The sequence below is a fragment of the Nocardioides insulae DSM 17944 genome (genome assembly GCF_000422825.1).
Lineage (GTDB): Bacteria > Actinomycetota > Actinomycetes > Propionibacteriales > Nocardioidaceae > Nocardioides > Nocardioides insulae.
The window spans coordinates 295,627-315,761 of sequence record NZ_KE383928.1; the positions used below are offsets into that span (position 1 = coordinate 295,627).

At 70.1% G+C, this 20,135-nt stretch carries 20 protein-coding genes and 1 riboswitch; of the genes, 17 read left to right on the plus strand and 3 right to left on the minus strand.

The window, feature by feature from the left end; translation table 11 throughout:
• Positions 1 to 53 precede the first annotated feature (53 nt).
• Positions 54 to 1,172 carry a DUF2855 family protein gene (locus tag G515_RS21015; RefSeq protein WP_084653474.1) on the plus strand — a complete coding sequence of 373 codons (1,119 nt, stop codon included), beginning with the start codon at positions 54 to 56 and terminating at the stop codon, positions 1,170 to 1,172.
• 20 nt (positions 1,173 to 1,192) lie between these two features.
• Here G515_RS21015 and G515_RS0111610 read toward each other — a convergent pair whose 3' ends face one another.
• On the minus strand, positions 1,193 to 1,636 hold the full coding sequence (locus G515_RS0111610) for a GNAT family N-acetyltransferase (RefSeq protein WP_028660270.1): 444 nt from the start codon (positions 1,634 to 1,636) through the stop codon (positions 1,193 to 1,195).
• Positions 1,637 to 1,820: 184 nt separating this feature from the next.
• A riboswitch (TPP riboswitch) is annotated at positions 1,821 to 1,941 on the plus strand.
• Between G515_RS0111610 and G515_RS0111615 the strand changes: the two genes are divergently transcribed.
• From G515_RS0111615 to G515_RS21020, 4 genes are all read left to right on the plus strand, one after another.
• Complete coding sequence (locus G515_RS0111615; protein ID WP_028660271.1) at positions 1,930 to 3,060, plus strand: thiamine ABC transporter substrate-binding protein; 1,131 nt, start codon at positions 1,930 to 1,932, stop codon at positions 3,058 to 3,060. It overlaps the preceding riboswitch by 12 nt.
• Positions 3,057 to 4,721 carry an ABC transporter permease gene (locus G515_RS0111620; RefSeq protein ID WP_028660272.1) on the plus strand — a complete coding sequence of 555 codons (1,665 nt, stop codon included), beginning with the start codon at positions 3,057 to 3,059 and terminating at the stop codon, positions 4,719 to 4,721. Before G515_RS0111615 ends, G515_RS0111620 begins: the two co-directional genes overlap by 4 nt.
• Positions 4,718 to 5,776 (plus strand): ABC transporter ATP-binding protein, encoded by a 1,059-nt coding sequence (locus tag G515_RS0111625; protein WP_028660273.1) that lies wholly within the window; start codon positions 4,718 to 4,720, stop codon positions 5,774 to 5,776. Before G515_RS0111620 ends, G515_RS0111625 begins: the two co-directional genes overlap by 4 nt.
• A gap of 44 nt (positions 5,777 to 5,820) precedes the next feature.
• A complete protein-coding gene (locus G515_RS21020) occupies positions 5,821 to 6,834 on the plus strand; it encodes a phosphatase PAP2 family protein (RefSeq protein WP_245565357.1) in 1,014 nt (337 codons plus the stop codon).
• 212 nt (positions 6,835 to 7,046) lie between these two features.
• On the opposite strand, the gene G515_RS0111635 is transcribed toward G515_RS21020, so the two are convergent.
• Positions 7,047 to 7,532, minus strand: coding sequence for an inorganic diphosphatase (locus G515_RS0111635; protein ID WP_028660274.1), 486 nt, complete (start codon positions 7,530 to 7,532; stop codon positions 7,047 to 7,049).
• A gap of 155 nt (positions 7,533 to 7,687) precedes the next feature.
• Between G515_RS0111635 and dacB the strand changes: the two genes are divergently transcribed.
• From dacB to folE, 6 genes are all read left to right on the plus strand, one after another.
• A complete protein-coding gene (dacB, locus tag G515_RS0111640; RefSeq protein ID WP_169570563.1) occupies positions 7,688 to 9,163 on the plus strand; it encodes a D-alanyl-D-alanine carboxypeptidase/D-alanyl-D-alanine endopeptidase in 1,476 nt (491 codons plus the stop codon).
• Between the two features lie 73 nt (positions 9,164 to 9,236).
• Positions 9,237 to 10,301, plus strand: a complete 1,065-nt coding sequence (locus G515_RS0111645) for a zinc-dependent metalloprotease (RefSeq protein WP_245565359.1) — start codon at positions 9,237 to 9,239, stop codon at positions 10,299 to 10,301.
• Between the two features lie 7 nt (positions 10,302 to 10,308).
• Entirely contained in the window at positions 10,309 to 11,337 is a 1,029-nt protein-coding gene (tilS, locus tag G515_RS21025) for a tRNA lysidine(34) synthetase TilS (RefSeq protein ID WP_036555456.1), read from the plus strand.
• Between the two features lie 10 nt (positions 11,338 to 11,347).
• A complete protein-coding gene (gene hpt, locus G515_RS0111655) occupies positions 11,348 to 11,899 on the plus strand; it encodes a hypoxanthine phosphoribosyltransferase (protein ID WP_028660277.1) in 552 nt (183 codons plus the stop codon).
• 198 nt (positions 11,900 to 12,097) lie between these two features.
• Complete coding sequence (gene ftsH / locus G515_RS21030) at positions 12,098 to 14,125, plus strand: ATP-dependent zinc metalloprotease FtsH (protein ID WP_051218293.1); 2,028 nt, start codon at positions 12,098 to 12,100, stop codon at positions 14,123 to 14,125.
• Positions 14,126 to 14,132: 7 nt separating this feature from the next.
• Complete coding sequence (gene folE / locus G515_RS0111665) at positions 14,133 to 14,780, plus strand: GTP cyclohydrolase I FolE (protein ID WP_051218295.1); 648 nt, start codon at positions 14,133 to 14,135, stop codon at positions 14,778 to 14,780.
• A gap of 43 nt (positions 14,781 to 14,823) precedes the next feature.
• On the opposite strand, the gene G515_RS21035 is transcribed toward folE, so the two are convergent.
• Positions 14,824 to 15,555: a class I SAM-dependent methyltransferase gene (locus G515_RS21035; protein WP_051218298.1), complete on the minus strand. Its 732-nt coding sequence runs from the start codon at positions 15,553 to 15,555 to the stop codon at positions 14,824 to 14,826.
• A gap of 287 nt (positions 15,556 to 15,842) precedes the next feature.
• Between G515_RS21035 and G515_RS0111675 the strand changes: the two genes are divergently transcribed.
• From G515_RS0111675 to G515_RS21045, 6 genes are all read left to right on the plus strand, one after another.
• Positions 15,843 to 16,412, plus strand: a complete 570-nt coding sequence (locus G515_RS0111675; RefSeq protein ID WP_036555457.1) for a hypothetical protein — start codon at positions 15,843 to 15,845, stop codon at positions 16,410 to 16,412.
• 238 nt (positions 16,413 to 16,650) lie between these two features.
• Entirely contained in the window at positions 16,651 to 17,739 is a 1,089-nt protein-coding gene (locus G515_RS21040) for a class I SAM-dependent methyltransferase (RefSeq protein ID WP_157571087.1), read from the plus strand.
• 9 nt (positions 17,740 to 17,748) lie between these two features.
• A complete protein-coding gene (gene folP, locus G515_RS0111685) occupies positions 17,749 to 18,618 on the plus strand; it encodes a dihydropteroate synthase (protein ID WP_036555458.1) in 870 nt (289 codons plus the stop codon).
• Positions 18,615 to 19,019, plus strand: coding sequence for a dihydroneopterin aldolase (gene folB / locus G515_RS0111690; RefSeq protein ID WP_051218303.1), 405 nt, complete (start codon positions 18,615 to 18,617; stop codon positions 19,017 to 19,019). The genes folP and folB overlap by 4 nt, the downstream gene beginning before the upstream one ends.
• A complete protein-coding gene (gene folK / locus G515_RS0111695) occupies positions 19,012 to 19,581 on the plus strand; it encodes a 2-amino-4-hydroxy-6-hydroxymethyldihydropteridine diphosphokinase (protein WP_028660282.1) in 570 nt (189 codons plus the stop codon). Before folB ends, folK begins: the two co-directional genes overlap by 8 nt.
• Positions 19,578 to 20,111, plus strand: a complete 534-nt coding sequence (locus tag G515_RS21045) for a DUF3180 domain-containing protein (protein ID WP_245565360.1) — start codon at positions 19,578 to 19,580, stop codon at positions 20,109 to 20,111. The genes folK and G515_RS21045 overlap by 4 nt, the downstream gene beginning before the upstream one ends.
• Positions 20,112 to 20,135 lie beyond the last annotated feature (24 nt).

The following is a 20,135-nucleotide window of genomic DNA, read 5'->3' on the forward strand; positions in this document are numbered from 1 at the left end:
TACTTGAGGTCGTGTTCATCTCTCGCGCCGTCGTCGCGTCCTAGGGTCGAAGGGTGGCTTCCGAGGGGCATGAGCAACCCGATGGCGTGGAGGTCCTGGAGACTGATCGCCGCGACCTCACCCGGACCCGGGTCGAGCGCTCCCCCCGGCAGCCGCTCGACCCCGGAGAGGTGCGTCTGGGGATCGACCACTTCGCACTCACCAGCAACAACGCGACCTACGCCCGCCTCGGCGACGAACTTGGCTACTGGGAGCTCTTTCCCGCGTTACCGCCGTGGGGGCGGGTCCCGGCGTGGGGCCACCTCGTCGCCACCGAGTCACGGGTGGCCGGCATCGAGGTGGGCGACCGGTTCCACGGTCTCGTGCCGATGGCCACCGAGGTCACCCTCAGCGTGGGGGCGGCCGGTGGTCACGGCTTCACCCGGGTTCACCGTGGTGCGGCGGCGTACCGCTTCTACCGGCGGTTGAGCACGGACGGCCTCGAGGAGGCCGACCTCTGGCGTCAGACACTCCTCCGACCGCTGTTCATCACCTCCTTCGTCCTCGATCGTGACCACGCCCGCCGCCACGCCTCGACGGGCGTGGTCCTCACCTCCGCGAGCAGCCGAACCGCGATCGGCACCGCGTACCTGCTCACCGGGCGGGGGGTCCCGGTGACCGGCCTGACCTCGGCTCGCCACGTCGCGACGCTGCGCGGTCTGGGGTGTTACACGCAGGTGCTGTCCTACGACGACCTGGCGACCGACCCGACGGCGTTGAGGGTGCGTCCCGGCGAGCAGATCGTGTGTGACTTCGCGGGGTCCGCCAGGATCCGTGCCCACCTGGGGGCGGCCTTGGGTGGGAGTCTCGCCGCATGGATCCGGATCGGTGACCTCCGGGAGTCCGGCGACGGAGCTCCTGACGAGGGGGAGCGGTTCTTCGCCCCCGACGTCATCGCCGCGCAGGCCCGTGACCTGGGACCGGCCGCGTTCGATGCCGAACTCGAGCAGGCGCTGGACGGGATCACCGCCTGGAGCGGTGAGTGGCTCGCGGTCGACGCGGTCCGCGACGCGGGCGCGCTGGGCACGGCCTGGCGGTCCGCCCTCGACGGAGGTATCGGGCCTACCGGCGCGGTGATCGCGACCCTGGGGTCACTCCGGCGAGCGGATGACTCGCGGTCGTCTCCCGACTGACCGGAGAGGGACGACTCTGCTCATGCGGCGCGGCGGCGCATGGGGGTGTGGGGGATGCCGTCCTCGAGGAACTCGTCGCCGTCCGGCTCGAAGCCGTGGGTGGTGTACCACTCCACCAGCGGGGACTGGCCGTCGAGCAGGATGTCGCGGCTCGGATCGGTCGCCTGGGCGTGCTCGAGGATGGCGCCCATCAGCGCGTCCCCACGCCCCCGGCCGCGCACCGCGCGGGCCAGCACCACCCGTCCGATCCGCCACACCGTGCCCTCGTCGAGCAGCCGCGCGTAGCCGACCAAGTCATCGCCCTCGTGCAACAGCACGTGCGTCGTGTGGGGGTCGAGATCGCGGCCGTCCAGATCGGGGTAGGCGCACTCCTGCTCCACCACGAAGACGTCCTGGCGCAGCCGCGCGACGGCGTAGACGGTGCGGGCGTCGAGCTGCGCGAAGGAGCCGGTGGTGACGAGCATGGCGACACCCTAGGGCCGATGGCGGCGGTTCGGCGGGGCGTTCCGGCGAGGAGACCTGACCTCCCCGCACGAGATCGGCGTCCTTCGGGGGCGACGGAGGCACACCACCCGCAGGGTGGTGGGCCTCGCCCGGGGCGAGCAGGGTGGCCTCGGTCCGCGACAGCGGGGCCGGTTAGGCTGGAGGTGACACAGACAGGGGAGCCCCGGTGAGGGGCTGAGAGTGCACCGCCGGCGTACGGCGGAAGGCAGACCCTCCGAACCTGCTCCGGTTAGCACCGGCGAAGGGAGTTCTCATGCGCTTCGCTGCGCCCACCGATCCCACCCCTGGATTCTTCCGGCCGCTGCGGATCACGTTGGCCGCGACCGCGGCCGGCCTGGCGCTCGCATCCTGCTCGGTGATCGGCGGGGGAGGCGAGGACGACAGCGGGTCGGACGCGGCCGCCTCCGGTTCGCCGGAGTCGGCCGGTGGCAAGGTCGTCCTGGTCACCCACGGCTCGTTCAACCTGGGCGAGGACCTGATCGCCGACTTCGAACGGGAGACCGGCTACGAACTGGTCGTGCAGGCGGCCGGCGACGGTGGCACGCTCACCAACAAGCTCGCCCTCACCGCCGGCGACCCGCCCGGCGACGTGGCCCTCGGCGTCGACAACACCTTCGCCTCGCGCGCGCTGGAGGAAGGTGTGTTCGCGGAGTACACCCCGGCCCAGCGTCCCGACGGCGTGGCGGCCTACGACCTGCCCGGCGATGACGGCTCCCACCTGACCCCGGTCGACACCGGCAACGTGTGCGTCAACCTCGACACCGCCTGGTTCACCGACCAGGGCCTGCCGAGGCCGAGCACCCTGGACGATCTCACCGACCCCGCCTACCGGGACCTGTTCGTCACTCCGGGCGCGGCGACCAGTTCACCGGGCATGGCCTTCCTCCTGGCCACCATCGCCGAGTACGGCGAGGACGGGTGGCAGGACTACTGGACCGACCTGCTCGACAACGGCGCCAAGTTGGTCGACGGCTGGGAGGACGCCTACTACACCGACTTCACCCAGGGCGGCGGCAACGGACAGCGGCCGATCGTGCTCTCCTACGACTCATCCCCGGCCTTCACCATCGGCAAGGACGGCTCGAGCACCACCGAAGCGCTGCTCGACACCTGCTTCGCCCAGGTCGAGTACGCCGGTGTCCTCGACGGCGCCGAGAACGAGGAAGGGGCCCGGGCGCTGGTCGACTTCCTGCTCACCGACGAGGTGCAGGCGGCGCTGCCGGACCTGATGTACGTCTACCCGGTCTCCGACACGGTCGACCTGCCGAAGGCCTGGGCGGAGCACGCCCCCCGGGCCGAGGACCCCCACACGCTGGACCCGGCCGAGATCGAGGACAACCGGGAGACCTGGCTCCGCGAGTGGAGCGACCTCACCACCCGATGAGACGTACGGCGGGCCTGGTCGCGCTGGCGGCACTGCCGGTGGCGGTGCTGTCGGTCTTCTTCGTGCTGCCGGTGAGCGGCATGGTCGCGCGGGGGTTCTGGCCCGAGGGCACCTTCGATCCCGGCCAGGTCCTCGACGTGCTCGGCCGGCCCCGGACCCACCGGGTGCTGTGGTTCACGCTGTGGACCTCGACCGCCGCGACCGCGATCGCGGTGCTGTTCGGCCTGCCGGCGGCGTACGCGCTGCACCGACTGGCGTTCCCGCTGCGCGGACTGGTGCGGGCCCTGCTGCTGGTGCCGTTCGTGTTGCCGACGGTGGTGGTCGGTGTCGCCTTCCGCGAACTCCTCGGCGAGGGCGGGCCGCTCGGCTTCCTCGGCTGGGACGGCACCCCGGCCGCCATCCTGGCGGGCCTGGTCTTCTTCAACACCGCCGTCGTGATCCGGACGGTCGGCGCCACGTGGGAGTCGCTCGACCCCCGCCCGGCCGAGGCCGCGGCGGCGCTCGGTGCGGGCCCGTGGACGGTCTTCCGGACCGTCACGCTGCCCGCCCTGCGGCCGGCCGTGGTGAGCGCGGCCAGTGTGGTCTTCCTGTTCTGCGCCACCGCGTTCGGTGTCGTGCTGACCCTCGGCGGGGTCCGCTACGCCTCGGTGGAGACCGAGATCTACCTGCTCACCACCAACCTGTTCGACCTCTCCGCCGCAGCGGCGCTCTCCCTGCTGCAACTACTGGTGGTCACCCTGTTGCTGGCCCTCTCCGCGCGGCTGCGGGCCACGCCCGACGGGGCCGTCGCCCGCGGCGTGAGTCGCCCGCGACCCCTGTTCCCCCGCCGGGCGGCCCGCCGACCCGGCCCACCGGCGTACGGCGACGTGCTGGCCGCGCTCAGCACCCTGCTGCTGTTGCTGCTGGTCGCGGCCCCGATCGTGACCCTGATCGTGGGCAGCCTGCAGCGCTCCGGCGGGGGCGGGTGGACCCTCGACAACTACCAGGCGCTCGGCGGCACCGGTGAGCACGACGCCCTGCTCGCACCGGCGATCGACGCACTGGTCACGAGCCTGCGCACCGCGGTGGACGCCACCTGGATGGCGCTGCTGCTGGGCGGACTGGTCGCGCTGGTCGTGACCCGGCGCAGTCACTCGCGCTCCGAGCGCCGGATCCGGGGGGTGCTGGACGGCTTCTTCATGCTGCCCCTCGGCGTCTCGGCGGTGACCCTCGGCTTCGGCTTCCTCATCACCCTCGGGCCGCTGCGCAGCAGTCCGCTGCTGGTGCCGATCGCGCAGGCGCTGGTGGCGTTGCCGCTGGTGGTGCGGACCCTGGTGCCGGTGCTGGGCGGGATCGACGACCGGCAGCGCCAGGCCGCCGCCTCGCTCGGCGCCGGCCCTCTCCGGACCGCGCTGGTGGTCGACCTGCCGATCGTGTGGAAGCCGCTCCTCGCCGCGGCCGGCTTCTGCTTCGCGGTGTCCCTGGGGGAGTTCGGGGCCACCTCGTTCCTCGCCCGGGCCGAGGAACCCACCCTCCCGGTGGTGATCTTCCAACTCATCGGCCACCCTGGCGCGATGAACTACCAGATGGCGCTGGCCGCCTCCGTGGTGTTGGCAGCGGCCACCACCGTCGTGATGCTGCTGGTGGAGCGGCTGCGGGTGCCCTCTGCGGGGGCGATGTGAGCCCCCTCGACCACGGACTCAGCCTCGACCACGTCACCGTGGAGTACGACGGGGTGCCCGCCGTCCGCGACGTGAGCCTCGAACTCCCCGACGCCGCGGTCCTCGCGGTGCTGGGGCCCTCCGGCTCCGGCAAGTCCACCCTGCTGCGGGCGGTGGCCGGCCTGGAGCCCGCGGCGGGCACGATCAGTTGGGACGGGCGGTCGCTGGCCGGCGTACCCACCCATCGGCGGGGGTTCGCGCTGATGTTCCAGGACGGCCAGCTCTTCGGTCACCTCACCGTGGCACGCAACGTCGGCTACCCGCTCAAGCTGCGCAAGGTCCGCGGATCCGCGGCCAGTTCCCGGATCGAGGAGCTGTTGGCCCTGGTCGGCCTGGAGGGGTACGCCGACCGGCTGCCCGGCACCCTCTCCGGTGGGGAACGGCAACGGGTCGCCCTCGCCCGCGCCCTGGCGGTCGAGCCGAAGCTGCTCCTGCTCGACGAACCCCTCTCCGCGCTCGACGCCGGCCTGCGCGAGCGGTTGGCCGGGGACCTGGCCCGCATCCTCCGGGAGTCGGGCACCACGGCGCTGATGGTGACCCATGACCAGGAGGAGGCGTTCGCCGTCGCGGACCGGCTCGCCGTGATGCGGGCCGGGCACCTGGTCCAGGAGGGCGAGACCGCCGACGTGTGGGCGCGGCCGGCGGATGCCGAGACCGCGCTGTTCCTGGGCTACGCCCGAGTGCTCACCGGGGCGGCGGCAAGACGCGTCCTGGATGCCGCCCGAGCCGGCACCCAGAGAGCCGGCACCCAGGTAGCCGGCGGCGAGGCGGCGCCCGTGGTCGCCGTACGGCGCTCGGCCCTGGTCGTGGACGACGCCGGCGTCCTCACCGGCCGGGTGCTCTCGGCCACGGTCACCCCCGACCAGGTCAGGCTGAAGGTCGACGTCTCCGGGATCGGCGAGCTCGACGCCGTGGCCGGGCCCCATCGCCACCCTGGAGCTGGCGACGACGTCCGGCTCAGGATCGACGTGGCGAGGATCGCGCCGGTGCCGGGTCGAGACGTTCCTGACCAGTAGCTACCCTGTTGTGCGTGTATCGCCGTGCCCAAATCCTGCTGGTCGTGAACGCTGTCGTCATGGCCGGGCTGGCGTTCCCCATCGCCGCGTCCCTCGACCGTCACGTGATGGACCCCGAGGGGAGCTTCCTCGGGCCGACCTGGGTGCGGCTCCCGCTGCTCCTCCTGATGGCGGTCGCGATCGACCTCATCCCGCGTGCGCTGTGGTACGGCAGGGCCAAGCCGGCGGCGTGGGGGCCGATCATCCGGGAGCGGCTCAAGAGCCACTGGACCAAGCAGCGGGTGATCCTCGTCTTCCTCGGGATCATCTGCTTCTACACGGTCTACGTCTGCTACCGGAACCTGAAGTCGTTCCTGCCGTACATCATCGAGACGAAGTACGACCACGAGCTGCACCTGATCGACCGGGCGATCTTCTTCGGCCACGAGCCGGGCACGGTGCTCCAGCAGATCTTCGGCACCGACATCTTCGTCTGGCCGCTGTCCTACATCTACCTGTGGTTCATGCCGCTGGTGCCGATCGCGGTCGCCATCTGGCTGGTGTGGTCCAGGACGTTGACCTACGGCTACTGGTTCGTGACCTCCCAGTGCATCGCCTGGACGCTGGGCACCGCGTCGTACTACGCACTGCCCACGCTGGGCCCCGGCATCGCCTACCCCTACGTCTACTCGACGCTGGCGCACACACCCACCACAGACCTGATGAACAGTCTGGTCAACGCGCGCCACAACGTGATCATCGACGGCATTGCAGGGGTGCAGTCCGTCGCGGGCTTCGCGTCGCTGCACTGCGGGATCACGCTGCTGATCGCACTGATGGTGCAGTACACGATCAGGCACCGGGTCTTCCGCATCCTGGCCTGGGTGAACTTCGGGCTGACGGTGTGCGCCACCCTCTACTTCGGCTGGCACTACGTCGCCGACGACGTCGCCGGCATCTGCCTGGCCCTGGTCTCCTTCTACGTGGGTGGCGTCGTCTCTGGGCACAAGTTCGGCCGCAAGGGGCAGGTCAAGCGCGAGGCCGCCCTCGACGCCCGCGCCACCGAAACCTCCGCCTGACCTCCCCACCCCGTTGAGTGGGTCCTCCCGGGCGGTTGAGTGGGTCCTCCCGGGCGGTTGAGTCGGTCCTCCCGGACTACCGACTCAACCGTCTGCAACTCCCATTTCGACTGTCTGCAACTCCCCACTCAACCCGGGGCGGGAGAAATGCAACGAGCCCCCGGAGAGGATCCGGGGGCTCGTGGTGTGCCTCATCAGAGTGAGGCGGAGGATCAGTGACCGTCGGTCTTGAACCGCTCGAAGGAGGCCTGGATCTCGGCCACGGCTGCGTCGTGGTGGACCCAGTCCGCGCCCTCGACCGACTTGCCCGGCTCGAGGTCCTTGTAGACCTCGAAGAAGTGCTTGATCTCCATCAGTTCGTGCTCGTCGACGTCGTCGATGTCCTCGATACCGGCGTTGCGCGGGTCGACCGGCACGCACAGCACCTTGTCGTCGCCGCCGGCCTCGTCGGTCATCCGGAACATGCCGATCGCGCGGCACTTGATCAGGCAACCGGGGAAGGTCGGGTAGGGGAGGAGGACCAGCGCGTCCAGCGGGTCGCCGTCCTGACCGAGGGTGTCCTCGATGTAGCCGTAGTCGGCGGGGTACACCGTCGAGGTGAACAGGGTGCGGTCGAGACGAAGCCTGCCGCTCTCGTGGTCGACTTCGTACTTGTTGCGCTCACCCTTGGGGATCTCGACCAGAACGTCGAACTCCAGCACGTCTTGCCTCCGCAGTCCAGCGGCTCAGGGCCGCCCCATCGTGGTGCGGGCAGGGCCCGCCGATCTTGGTGGTGCGGGTCGGGGGACCCGCCGTGAATGTCACATCAGTGTCCACCACAATGGCTCCTGAGGCGATTCAGGGAGGTCGAAGCATGGCTCGAGGTGACGTAAGCCACGCCGGTGGGCGGCGTGCCGCCCGGCGCGCGCCCCGCCGACGGCGTACCGGCCGCTGGGTCGCGCTCGCCGTGGTCCTCGTCCTGGGCGGCACCGCCGCGGCGGCCTACCAATTGGGCTGGGTGGACTACGCGCAGGACACCTGGTTCGCCGAGGAGGCGCCTCCGCCCGCGCCCGAGCCGGAGGGTCTGGACCTCCCCGAGGTGGTGACTCCCGCTGCCGTGGCCGCGCCGGTCGAGGCCACCGCCCCCGGCCCCGCGAAGGTACGCCGGGCGATCTCCGGTCCGCTCGGCGACGACGACCTCGGACCTCATGTGGTCGCCGGGGTCGCCCCGGTGGGCGGCGGCGAGACGGTGTGGACGCAGGGCAGCGGAGCCTTCATCCCCGCCTCGACCACCAAGCTGCTGACCAGCACGGCCGCCCTCGACGTGATCGATCCGGAGACCCGCTTCGCGACCCGTGTGGTGGCCGGCGGCGATGGGCGGATCGTGCTGGTCGGAGGCGGTGACCCGCTGCTCGCCTCGGACCCCGCCGCGGCCGAGGAGGACTATGCCGACGGTGCCGACATCCGCACCCTGGCCCGACGTACCGCCGCGGCGTTGAAGGCGGACGGGCAGACCCGGGTGCGGCTCGGCTATGACGACTCCCTGTTCACCGGACCGGCGGTCAACCCCGCGTGGGAGGCGGACTACGTGCCGGACGGGGTGGTCTCCCCGATCACGGCGCTGTGGGTCGACGAGGGTAGGCCGGCGGACGGGATCGGGCGGGTGGCCGATCCGTCATTTTCCGCGGCGCAGGCCTTCGCCGACGGCCTCCGCAAGGAGGGGATCACGGTGCGCGGCAGACCCGCCCACGGCACCGCCGGGGCCACCGGCGCGGAACTGGCCCGGGTGCAGAGCCCGCCGTTGCGCGAGATCGTCGAGCATCTCATCCTGATCAGCGACAACGAGGCGACCGAGGTGGTCGCGCGACAGGTCGGGCTGGCCGTCTCCGGCGAGGGCAGCTCGGCCGCCGGGGTCCGCGACGTGATGGCGACCCTGACCGCGCTGGGGGTCGACCTCGCGGACAGCCGGATCTACGACGGCAGCGGACTGTCCCGGCAGGGCCGGCTGACGGCGTCCGCCCTGCTCACGACCCTGCAGGCCGCCGGCGACCCGGCCCATCCGGCACTCGCCACGGTCGTCGGCGGACTGCCGGTGGCGGGCTTCACCGGCAGCCTCACCACCCGCTTCGACGAGGGCGCCGCCGACCGCGGCCTGGGCCGCGTGCGCGCCAAGACCGGCACCCTGACCGGTGTCAGCAGCCTGGCCGGGGTGGCGACCGGGGTGGACGGCACCGGGATGGTCTTCGTGGTCGCTGCGGATCGGATCGATCCGGTCGACACCCTCGGAGCCCGGGCGGCGCTCGACCGGGCCGCCTCCGCCCTCGGCGCCTGCGCCTGCGGGGCGGGCTGAGCCCGGCGCACTCACTCGATCGACGCGGCCCACGCGTCCCGCGGCCGCCCAGCCCTCGGCTAGCGTCGGGCACATGAGTCTGCCTGCATCACGGTCGTACGACGGACCCGCCGGAGCCTCGATGGTCGACTGGGAGCTTGCCTGCCGACTGGGGGCCCGGATCGCCGGGGACGGGCCGGAGGTGACCGCGCAGGAGGCCTCGGACGTGGTCGCCGAACTGCGTGCGCATGCGCGCAGGAGCACCGGGCTGGTGGCCGAGCACACCGGGCTGGAGGCTCCTGCGGGGACGGCACCGGTCCTGGTGGTGGACCGTCCGGGCTGGGTGCGGGCCAACGCCGAGGGATTCGCCGGCCTGATCGGGCCGGTCGCCGAGGCGCTCGCGCGCAAGCAGACCAAGCCTCCCGGCGCGTGGTCCACCGCGGTCAGCGCCAAGGTGGCCGGCACCGAGCTGGGTGGGATGCTGGGCTTCTTGAGCAGCAAGGTGCTGGGCCAGTTCGACCCCTTCTTCGAGCCGCACGGCCGACTGCTCCTGGTCGCCCCGAACGTCGTCCACGTCGAGCGTGAGATGGACGTCGACCCGACCGACTTCAGGCTCTGGGTCTGCCTGCACGAGGAGACCCACCGGGTGCAGTTCACCGCCGTCCCGTGGCTGCGGCAGCACCTGTTCGGCGAGATCGAGCACCTGGTCGGCACCTTCGACACCCACAGTCTGCTCGACGAGGGCCTGCGTCGGGTCGGACAGGCGGTCCGCAGCCGGGAGGGAAGCCTCCTCGACGCGGTGAGCAACGAGGAGCAGAAGGCCATCATCGACCGGGTCACCGGTGTGATGAGCCTGCTGGAGGGTCATGCGGACGTCGTGATGGACGGGGTCGGACCCGGGGTGATCCCCACGGTGCGAGAGATCCGCACCAAGTTCAACAAGCGACGCAAGGGAGCCGGCTCGCTCGACCGGATGCTCCGCCGACTGCTGGGCCTGGATGCCAAGATGGCGCAGTACCGGGACGGCGCCCGCTTCGTGCGGCGGGTGGTGCACAAGGTGGGCATGGACGAGTTCAACGCCGTCTGGGCCGAGCCCGCCCACCTGCCCTCCACCGCGGAGATCGCGGACCCCCAGGCCTGGATCGCGCGGGTGCTGTGAGCCGGCGGTGAGTCTGCATCCCGCCCTCGCCCAGGTACGCCGCGGCGTACGCGCCGCCCTGCAACCACTGACCCCGGGGGCCACCGTGTTGGTGGCCTGCTCCGGTGGCGCCGACTCGCTGGCGCTGCTCAGCGCGACCGTCGCCGAGGCACGCACCCAGGCGCTCGTGGTCCTCGGGGTGACCGTCGACCACGCTCTCCAGTCGGGGTCGGCCGAGTACGCCGCCCATGTGGTCGAACAGATGGCCCAGCTCGGTGCCGCCCAGACCGTGACGGCCCGGGTCACCGTCGAGGACGGCGGCGGCATGGGACCGGAGGCGGCCGCGCGGCGGGCGCGGTACGACGTGCTCGACCAGGTCGCCGAGCAGGTCGGGGCCGAGGCGATCCTGCTCGGGCACACCCGTGACGACCAGGCCGAGACCGTGCTGCTGGGCCTGACCCGTGGTTCGGGTGGCCGTTCGCTGGCCGGGATGCGGCGCGGGTTCGACCGCTACCGCCGGCCGCTGCTGGATGTCTCCCGGGCGGACACCGTCACGGCCTGCCAGGTCGAGGGGATCGACTACTGGACCGACCCGCACAACAGCGATCCGGCCTACACCAGGGTGCGCGTGCGCACCCGGGTGCTGCCGATGCTGGAGGACGAGCTCGGCCCCGGCGTCGCGGCCACATTGGCGCGCACCGCCGACCAGCTCCGCGTCGACATGGATCACCTCGACGATCAGGCCGAGGCGGCCTTCGCCGTCCTCGCCCCACCTGCGGGGCCGGGGGAGCCGGTGCCGCACGGCTTGTCGGTCGAGGCACTCGCCGAGCTGCCCACCGCCATCCGGCGCCGGGTGCTCCGGTTGGCCGCGCTCGCCGCCGGCGCGCCCGGCGCCGAGCTCTTCCACGAGCACGTCCTGGCCCTGGACACCCTGATCACCGGCTGGCGCGGCCAGCGCTGGATCGACCTGCCCGGCCATCTCCGCGGCGTACGCCGGGAGGGCCGCCTCGTCTTCGACCGTCGACCGAATCAGGTGTCCGGGGGGTCGGCCGGTTAGGCTCCGAGTCATGGACGTCTCCTCCGTCAGCGGCGACCTCGTCGAGGTCCTCTACACCGAAGATCAGATCCAGGGCCGGCTCAAGGAGCTGGCCGAGCAGATCCGGGCCGACTACGAGGGCGAGGACCTGCTGCTGGTCGGCGTTCTGCGCGGCGCGGTCATGGTGATGGCCGACCTGGCCCGCCACCTCGATCGGCACGTCGAGATCGACTGGATGGCCGTCTCCTCCTACGGCTCGGGCACCAAGTCCAGCGGCGTGGTCCGGATCCTCAAGGACCTCGACACCGACCTGAGCGGGCGACACGTCCTGGTCGTCGACGAGATCATCGACACCGGTCTGACCATCTCCTGGCTGGTCGCCAACCTGTCCTCCCGCGGGCCGGCGAGCGTGGAGATCGCCACGCTTCTCCGCAAGCCGGAGGCGCAGACGATGCCGGTGGAGGCCAGGTACGTCGGCTGGGACATCCCCAACGAGTTCGTGGTCGGCTACGGCCTCGACTATGACGAGCGCTACCGCAACCTGCGCGACATCGCCACCCTCGCACCCCACATCTATTCCTGAGTGGAGCTGGGCACCTCCTCTCGCAGTGCTCCCGGGCGGACTGCCCGCTGAGGTGGTGCTCCCTGTCCACGATCGTGGCTGCCTGCATCGGCATTGGTGCGGGCTGCGACAATGGTGGTCGCGGCGGCTGGGGACGATCCGAGTCGTCCAGACGTTGTACCGTCGGCAGTTCCAACCAAAACCGGTCGAGAGAAGCTCGTGAAGCGCATTTTCAAGGGTCCGTGGCTGTGGATCATCGTCGCCGTCGTCGGCGTGCTCCTGGCCCTCCAGTACCTCGCCCCCCAGCGGGGTGGGGATGAGATCTCCACGTCCCAGATGGTCTCCTACATCGAGCAGGGTCAGGTCGACGAACTCACCTTCGTCGACGGTGACCAGGAGATCAAGGCGACCCTGGACGACGGGGTGCGCGACAGCGGCGACGAGGTCACCTCGTTCTGGTTGGACGGCACCCAGGCGCAACTGGAGACCGAGGTCCAGAAGCAGATCGACGAAGGCACCATCGAGAAGTACTCGACCGAGATCGCGCAGCCGAGCCTGCTCGGCTCGATCCTCAGCTTCATGCTGCCGTTCATCCTGATCGTGCTGCTCTTCCTGTTCCTGATGAATTCCGTGCAGGGTGGCGGCGGCCGTGGCGTCATGCAGTTCGCCAAGTCCAAGGCGAAGCTCATCTCCAAGGACATGCCGAAGTCGACCTTCGCCGATGTCGCCGGCTGCGACGAGGCGATCGAGGAGCTCGGCGAGATCAAGGAGTTCCTCCAGGAGCCGGCCAAGTTCCAGGCGGTCGGGGCCAAGATCCCCAAGGGTGTGCTGCTCTACGGCCAGCCCGGCACCGGCAAGACCCTGCTGGCCCGTGCGGTCGCCGGCGAGGCCGGGGTGCCGTTCTACTCGATCTCCGGATCCGACTTCGTCGAGATGTTCGTCGGTGTCGGCGCCTCCCGCGTCCGCGACCTGTTCGAGCAGGCCAAGGAGAACGCGCCCGCGATCGTCTTCATCGACGAGATCGACGCCGTCGGCCGGCACCGCGGTGCCGGCATGGGTGGCGGTCACGACGAGCGGGAGCAGACCCTCAACCAGTTGCTGGTCGAGATGGACGGCTTCGACGTCCGCGGCGGGGTCATCCTGATCGCGGCCACCAACCGTCCCGACGTGCTCGACCCCGCGCTGCTGCGACCGGGCCGGTTCGACCGTCAGATCCAGGTCGACGCCCCCGACCTCTCCGGCCGCGCCAAGATCCTCGAGGTGCACAGCCGCGGCAAGCCGCTGGCCTCCGACGTCAACCTTGAGTCGGTCGCCCGGCGTACGCCGGGCTTCACCGGCGCCGACCTGGCCAACGTGCTCAACGAGGCCGCGCTGCTCACCGCCCGGTCCAACGAGAAGCTGATCACCGCCACCGCGCTGGACGAGGCGATCGACCGGGTCATCGCCGGCCCGCAGCGGCGTACCCGCCTGATGAGCGAGCACGAGAAGCTGATCACCGCCTACCACGAGGGCGGCCACGCCCTGGTCGCCGCGGCGCTGCCGCACAACGACCCGGTGCACAAGATCACGATCCTGCCGCGCGGGCGGGCGCTGGGCTACACCATGGTCCTGCCCGACGAGGACAAGTACTCCCAGCCGCGCTCGGCGATGCTCGACCAGCTCGCCTACATGCTGGGCGGCCGGGCCGCTGAGGAGATGATCTTCCACGACCCGACCACCGGTGCCGGCAACGACATCGAGAAGGCCACCAACCTGGCCCGCGCGATGGTCACCCAGTACGGCATGACCGAGCGCCTCGGCGCGATCAAGCTGGGGGAGTCCAACTCCGAGCCCTTCCTGGGGCGCGATCTCGGCCACTCCCGCAACTACTCCGAGGAGGTTGCGGGGATCGTCGACGAGGAGACCACCGGCCTGCTCCACACCGCCCACCAGGAGGCCTTCGACGTCCTGGAGGAGAACCGCGACGTCCTCGACTCGCTGGTGCTCGAGCTGCTGGACAAGGAGACCCTGGGCAAGGAGGAGATCGCTCGGATCTTCGAGCCGCTGCGCCGCCGTCCCCCTCGGCCGGCCTGGACCGGCTCGCCCAACCGGAAGCCCTCGGCCATCCCGGCGGTGGAGATCCCGCAGGCGATCCGCGACCGGGCCAAGGCCGACCTGCCGACTCCGGCCGCGGTGGTGACCCAGCCCGTCCAGACCGGGCAGAGCGATGAGACCGGCCGTGCCGACTCCGGCGACGCGCCCCAGTGAGCCGGGTATGACTCACTCAGGGGCGTCCTCGGACGCCGTGCCGGGCATCGACCCGGTCACACTGGCCGCGACCACCCGCGACGTACCCGGCTTCGATCACGCCCGCGCCGAAGCGGCGGTGCGAGAGCTGCTCGCCGCCATCGGGGAGGATCCCGAGCGCGAAGGGCTGCGTGAGACCCCGGCGCGGGTGGCCCGGGCGTACGCCGAACTGACCGCGGGCCTGCGGATGGAGCCCGAGGACGTCCTCACCACCACCTTCGACCTCGGCCACGACGAGCTCGTGCTGGTGCGCGACATCGAGCTGTGGTCGATGTGCGAGCACCATCTGGTGCCGTTCACCGGGGTCGCGCACGTCGGGTACATCCCGGCCGAGTCGGGGAAGATCACCGGGCTCTCCAAGCTCGCCCGGCTGGTCGACGTCTACGCCAAGCGCCCTCAGGTGCAGGAGCGGCTCACCACCCAGGTCGCCGACGCCCTCATGGAGATCCTCGAGGCACGTGGTGTGATCGTCGTGATCGAGGCCGAGCACCTGTGCATGACCATGCGTGGCGTCCGCAAGGCCGGCGCCCGCACCATCACCTCCGCGGTGCGGGGCTCGATGCTGGCCAGCGCTGCCACCCGCGCTGAGGCGATGGCGCTGATCCACCGCCGTTGATCGTGGAAGCCGCGCTCGTGGCGCGGCTCCACGATGGCTCGGATCAGCGGAACCTCTCCACGAGGCGCGAGACCGGGCCGCGCTTCTCTGCCCAGTCCTTGTCACGGACGGTCGGCGTGCCCGTCATTTGGTGGGTGGGTCGCACCCGCTGGCCACGCTCGAAGACGATGATGCTGTCGTAGAAGTGCATCGAGGTCGTGGTTCGGGTGAAATCGTCCACCTTGAAGCTCTCCTCACGGGAGTGCCACGCGTTGAGCTGGTCGGAGAGGTCCTTCGCGTACTCGATGAAGGTGCCTGACTTGCGCAGGCCGCCGGCGTACTTCTTCGGCCAGTAGTTGGTGTGCAGGTCCTCGATGAGGAAGACCCCCTCCTGGCTCATGTGCGGATAGATCTCCTCGAACGTGTTGATCTGCTGCACGGGATAGTGGCCTCCGTCCTCGATGACCACGTCGATGGGCCGGCCGATCTCCTCGACGATCGAGCGTAGGAACGTCCGGTCGGCCTGATCGCCGATGAAGATCTTGGTCCGGCGCTGCTCCAGGCTCTTGCACCGTGGGTTGATGTCCACGCCGTGGATGCGCGCGCCGCGGCCGAAGTAGTCGCGCCACATCTGCAGCGAGCCCCCTTGGGAGACCCCGAACTCGAGCACCACCGGTTTCTTTCCGCGGAACCTCTCGAAGTGTCTTTCATAGATCTCGAAGTAGTGCAGCCACTTGTGGATGAGTCGACCGTCGTTGTTCCGGAAGTAGGTTTCGAGCTGATTCCTGGAGGCCATGGCGGGGAGAGTAGCGCGCAGGAGGGGAGTGGCACTTCGATCCACACCAGGTTCGACGCACAGCGATTCGAAGTGTGGCGGTGCTGAGTAGCGATGTAGGTGGGGACTCGTGGGTACGGGCACTGCGCCGCGAACGAGTTCGGCATCCCGGTGGTCCGCCTCTGCCGGCGTAAGCAGGTGCCCTAGGATCTGATGGCCGAGCGCGTGTGTGAATGGGCCCTTGTGGAACGGAGACTCCGATGATTGGTCGCTGGCCCCGGACGAAGCGAGGGTCAGGCTCCCGACCGATGAACGTCTTCGTCCTATGCACCGGCCGCAGCGGATCGGTCACCTTCAGCAAGGCATGCGGTCACCTCACCAACTACTCGGCGGGTCATGAGACCCGCTCCGGACGTCTCGGAGAGGAGCGATTCGGCTATCCGCAGGGACATATCGAGGTCGACAATCGGCTGGCTTGGCACCTGGGTGCCTTGGGCGCCCGCTGGGATGGTCGAGAGGTTCTTTATGTCCACCTCCTGCGGGACCGGGACGCCGTGGCTCGCAGCTTTATGAATCGGTGGGACGGGGCGTATCGCGCCTCGATCATCCGCGCATTCGCACACGGAATCCTCACTCGAACGCAGGATTGGCCCGAGGACAGGCACATCGATGTGGCGAACCACTACGTGGACACTGTGACAAGTAATATCCAGGACTTCCTTCGTGGTCGTCCCCATATGACGATCAACGTCGAAACGATCGAGTCGGACTTTCCTCGCTTCTTGGACCGCATCGGGGCAGAAGGGGACCTGAACGGGGCCATGGCGGAGTGGGCAGTTCGGCACAACCCATCCGTCGCACCTCCAGATTCCGCCTGACGTCGGCGTTTCGCGCGCCGCCATGTCGGAGCCCATGGTGGTATGAACCCGCCAGCGTCTCGCCTCGCGATCGTCCCGGATCCCGTCGTGGCAGGGCAGTATGCTCGGCCCCTCGTCACCGCGAGCACCCGGCGAGGGCGCCTGAGTCGCCGAGAGTGGTTCGCGACACAATGCGGGGAGTGGCGCTGCCCGCTCGTCGTGCAGGGCACCAGGTGAATTCCAATACGTAGGAGGCTTGATGGGTATTCGACACAGCGTCGGGAGCGCGCTGGACCGGCTCGCCGGCCCGGAGCGGACCGCTGGAGTGCGGCGTGCCGAACGGAAGATTCGCCGTGGACTGATCACGATGTTGGACGTCGAGGGCAGCGCTGCTCCGGCCAAGAGGAAGCCGGCTGGGCAGAAGCCGAAGAAGGGCGGGCCGAAGAAGAAGGCCCCTGCGAAGCTGACCCGGGCGCGGCGGATCGAGCTGCTCGGCCGCCAGCCCGAGGGGTTCATTCCCAAGGCACCTCCGGTGGGCTGGGCCAGCCCGGCTCCGAGCGCGACCTTCCCGACCCCCACCGTGACACGGCACCAGCTGCTGGCCGGACTCCATGAGGTGCTGAGCCCCCGCACCTACTTCGAGGTCGGGGTCTCCACGGGGCGAAGCATGACCATCTCGCGCACCCGCTCGCTCGGTGTCGACCCCTTCTTCACGGTCCAGCAGCCGCTCCAGTGCGACGTGCAGCTGGTCAGGGAGGAGAGCGACAGCTTCTTCGCGCGTGCCGATGCGTTCGACCACCTGGGCGGCACGCCGGTCGATCTGGCCTTCCTCGACGGCATGCACTTGTCGGAGTTCCTTCTGCGCGACTTCATGAACGCGGAGAAGCACATGGCGACCACGGGCGTGGTGCTGCTCGACGACATGTTGCCCCGCAATAACCTGGAGGCCTATCGGATTCGGCGTACGAGTGCCTGGACCGGGGACGTCTACAAGGTCCACGAGGTGCTCACCCGGTATCGCCCCGACCTCACCCTGATCCCGGTCAACACCTCCCCGACGGGCACGTATCTCATCGTCGGTCTCGACCCGACGAACACGGTGCTCGACGACAACCTCGCGGAGATCGAGGCCTCGATCACCGGGCCCGATCCGCAGGAGGTTCCGCTCGAGTGGCGCGAACGGCGCACTGCGGTGGACCCGCAGGTCCTGCTGAACTCGGACGCGTGGAAGCGGCTTGTCGAGCTGCGGGACGGCGGGACAGCGTCGCCGGACGAGCTCGCTGGCCTGTGGTCGGAGTTGGCAGCTCTGGCGCCTACCGGTGAATCGTCCCAGGAGACTGCCCGATAGATTTGCGGCATGTCGCCGCTGTTCTCGCCGATCGGTCGCCCGAGGGTGATGGGGATCGTCAACGTGACCCCCGACTCCTTCAGCGACGGTGGGCGGTTCCTGGCGACGGATGACGCGGTCGCGCACGGCGTGCAACTGCTCGACGAAGGTGCGGACCTCCTCGACATCGGTGGCGAGTCCACCCGACCGGGCGCCACCCGGCCGCTCGTCGAGGAGGAACTCGCCCGGGTCATCCCGGTGATCTCGGAGCTCTCGGCCCGCGGGGCGGTGATCTCGGTGGACACCATGCGCGCCGAGGTGGCCGAGGCCTCGCTCCGGGCCGGTGCCCGGATCGTCAACGACGTCTCCGGGGGGCTCGCCGACCCCCGCATCCTCCAGGTGACCGCCGACGGCGGCGGCACCTACGTCGCCATGCACTGGCGGGCGCACAGCACTCAGATGCAGCAGGCCGCACTGCTGGACTACCCGCGCGGCGTGGTCACCGAGGTCTGCGACGAACTCCTGCGACGGGTCGAGTCCGCCCGGGCCGCCGGCCTCGAGGACGACGCGCTCGTGCTCGACCCCGGCCTGGGCTTCTCCAAGAGCGCCGAGCACAACTGGCAGCTGGTCGCCGGGATCGACCGGGTCCTCGACCTCGGGTTCCCGGTCCTGGTCGGCGCCAGCCGCAAGACCTTCCTCGGCCATCTGCTCGGAGAGCTCGACGCAGGGGCCGAGCCGGCAGCCGACCGGTTGCGCTCGGTCGGTGAACGGGAGAGCGCCCACGTCGCGGTCAACGTCGTCCTCGCCCAACGGGGCGTGTGGTGTCTGCGGGTGCACGACGTGCGCGCCGCCAGGGATGCGCTCGCCGCCGTGCAGAAGATCCAGGAGGTGTCGGCATGAGTTCGCCGACGACGTACGTCGGGGTGCCGGTCGGGCTCGACGAACTCGCGGTCACCGGCATCGTGTGCCACGGTCATCACGGTGTCTTCGACTTCGAGAAGCGCGAGGGGCAACGCTTCGTGGTCGACCTGGTGCTCGGCGTCGACACCACGGCTGCGGCGCGCACCGACGACTTGCAGGACACGGTCGACTACGGAAGCCTCGTCGCGTCGGTCAAGGGGGCCGTCGAACGGGATCCCGTCGATCTGATCGAAACGCTTGCCCCGCGCATCGCCGACGTCTGTCTCTTGGCGATCGGTGTTGAATGGGTTCGCGTCACACTCCACAAACCAGAAGCACCTATCGAAGCGACGTTCTCGGACGTCACCTTGACGATCACGCGAAGGGCATCCAGTGACTGAGACCCCCAACCCGAACATCATCGACGCAGACACCCTCACCGGAGAGATGCGGCCGATCCGGCGGGCGGTCCTGTCACTCGGTTCCAACCTGGGTGAGCGGATGGCGGCGCTTCAGGGAGCGGTCAGTGCGCTGGCGGACACCCCCGACGTCTGGGTGACCGACGTGTCCCCGGTCTATGAGACCGAGCCGGTCGACTCCCCGGAGGGCGCGGGCAAGTACCTCAACGCGGTCGTGCTGCTCGACACCACCATGTCCGCGGCCCGCCTGCTCGACCGGGCCCTGGCGATCGAGGACGCCTTCGACCGGGAGCGCACCGACGTGCAGAACGCGCCGCGCACCCTCGACGTCGACCTGATCGTCGTGGGCGAGCGGATCAATCACGACGACTTCCTCACCCTTCCGCACCCGCGCGCCTCCGGGCGCGCGTTCGTGCTGAAGCCGTGGCACGACGTCGAGCCGGATGCCACCATCCCCGGCAACGGCGCGATCGCGGACCTGCTGGACAAGGTCGCCAAGGACACCATCACGCTCCGCGAGGACCTCGCGCTCGAGATCGAGTGAGTCTGCACGACCAGCCCCCTCGCCCGGAAGAGCCGGGTGATGGGTCGCGTCGCCGACTTGCCCCGACCCGGCCCGGCGTCGTCACGGCCTGGGCGGTCGTGGGGCTGGTCGGCGGCTGGCTGTTGCGGCCGCTCGGGGAGTCCTGGTGGGGCCACGCGCCGATCGTCTCCTGGGCGCAACCGCTGTTGCTCCTGATGGCGGCCGCGATCCTGGGCTTCACCGCCTGGAGCACCTGGCGGCAGGTGCACGTCCACCACATCCCGCTCGAACCGCACCGCGCTGTCAACAGACTGGTGCTCGCCCGCGCCTGTGCGCTGGTCGGTGCGCTGGTCGCCGGTGGTTACCTCGGGTACGCCGTGAGCTGGATCGGCATGGACCACGAACTCGCCACCCAGCGCCTGATCCGGTCCGTTATCGCCGGAGTCGCCGGGATCGGCATCTGCGCCGGCGCCCTGCTGCTCGAGCGGGCCTGCCGGGTCCGCGATCCCGAGGACGGGGGCGACGGCGCCGACACCTCCCGCGCCGGCTGAGCGCCGTACCCCTGAGCGCCGTAC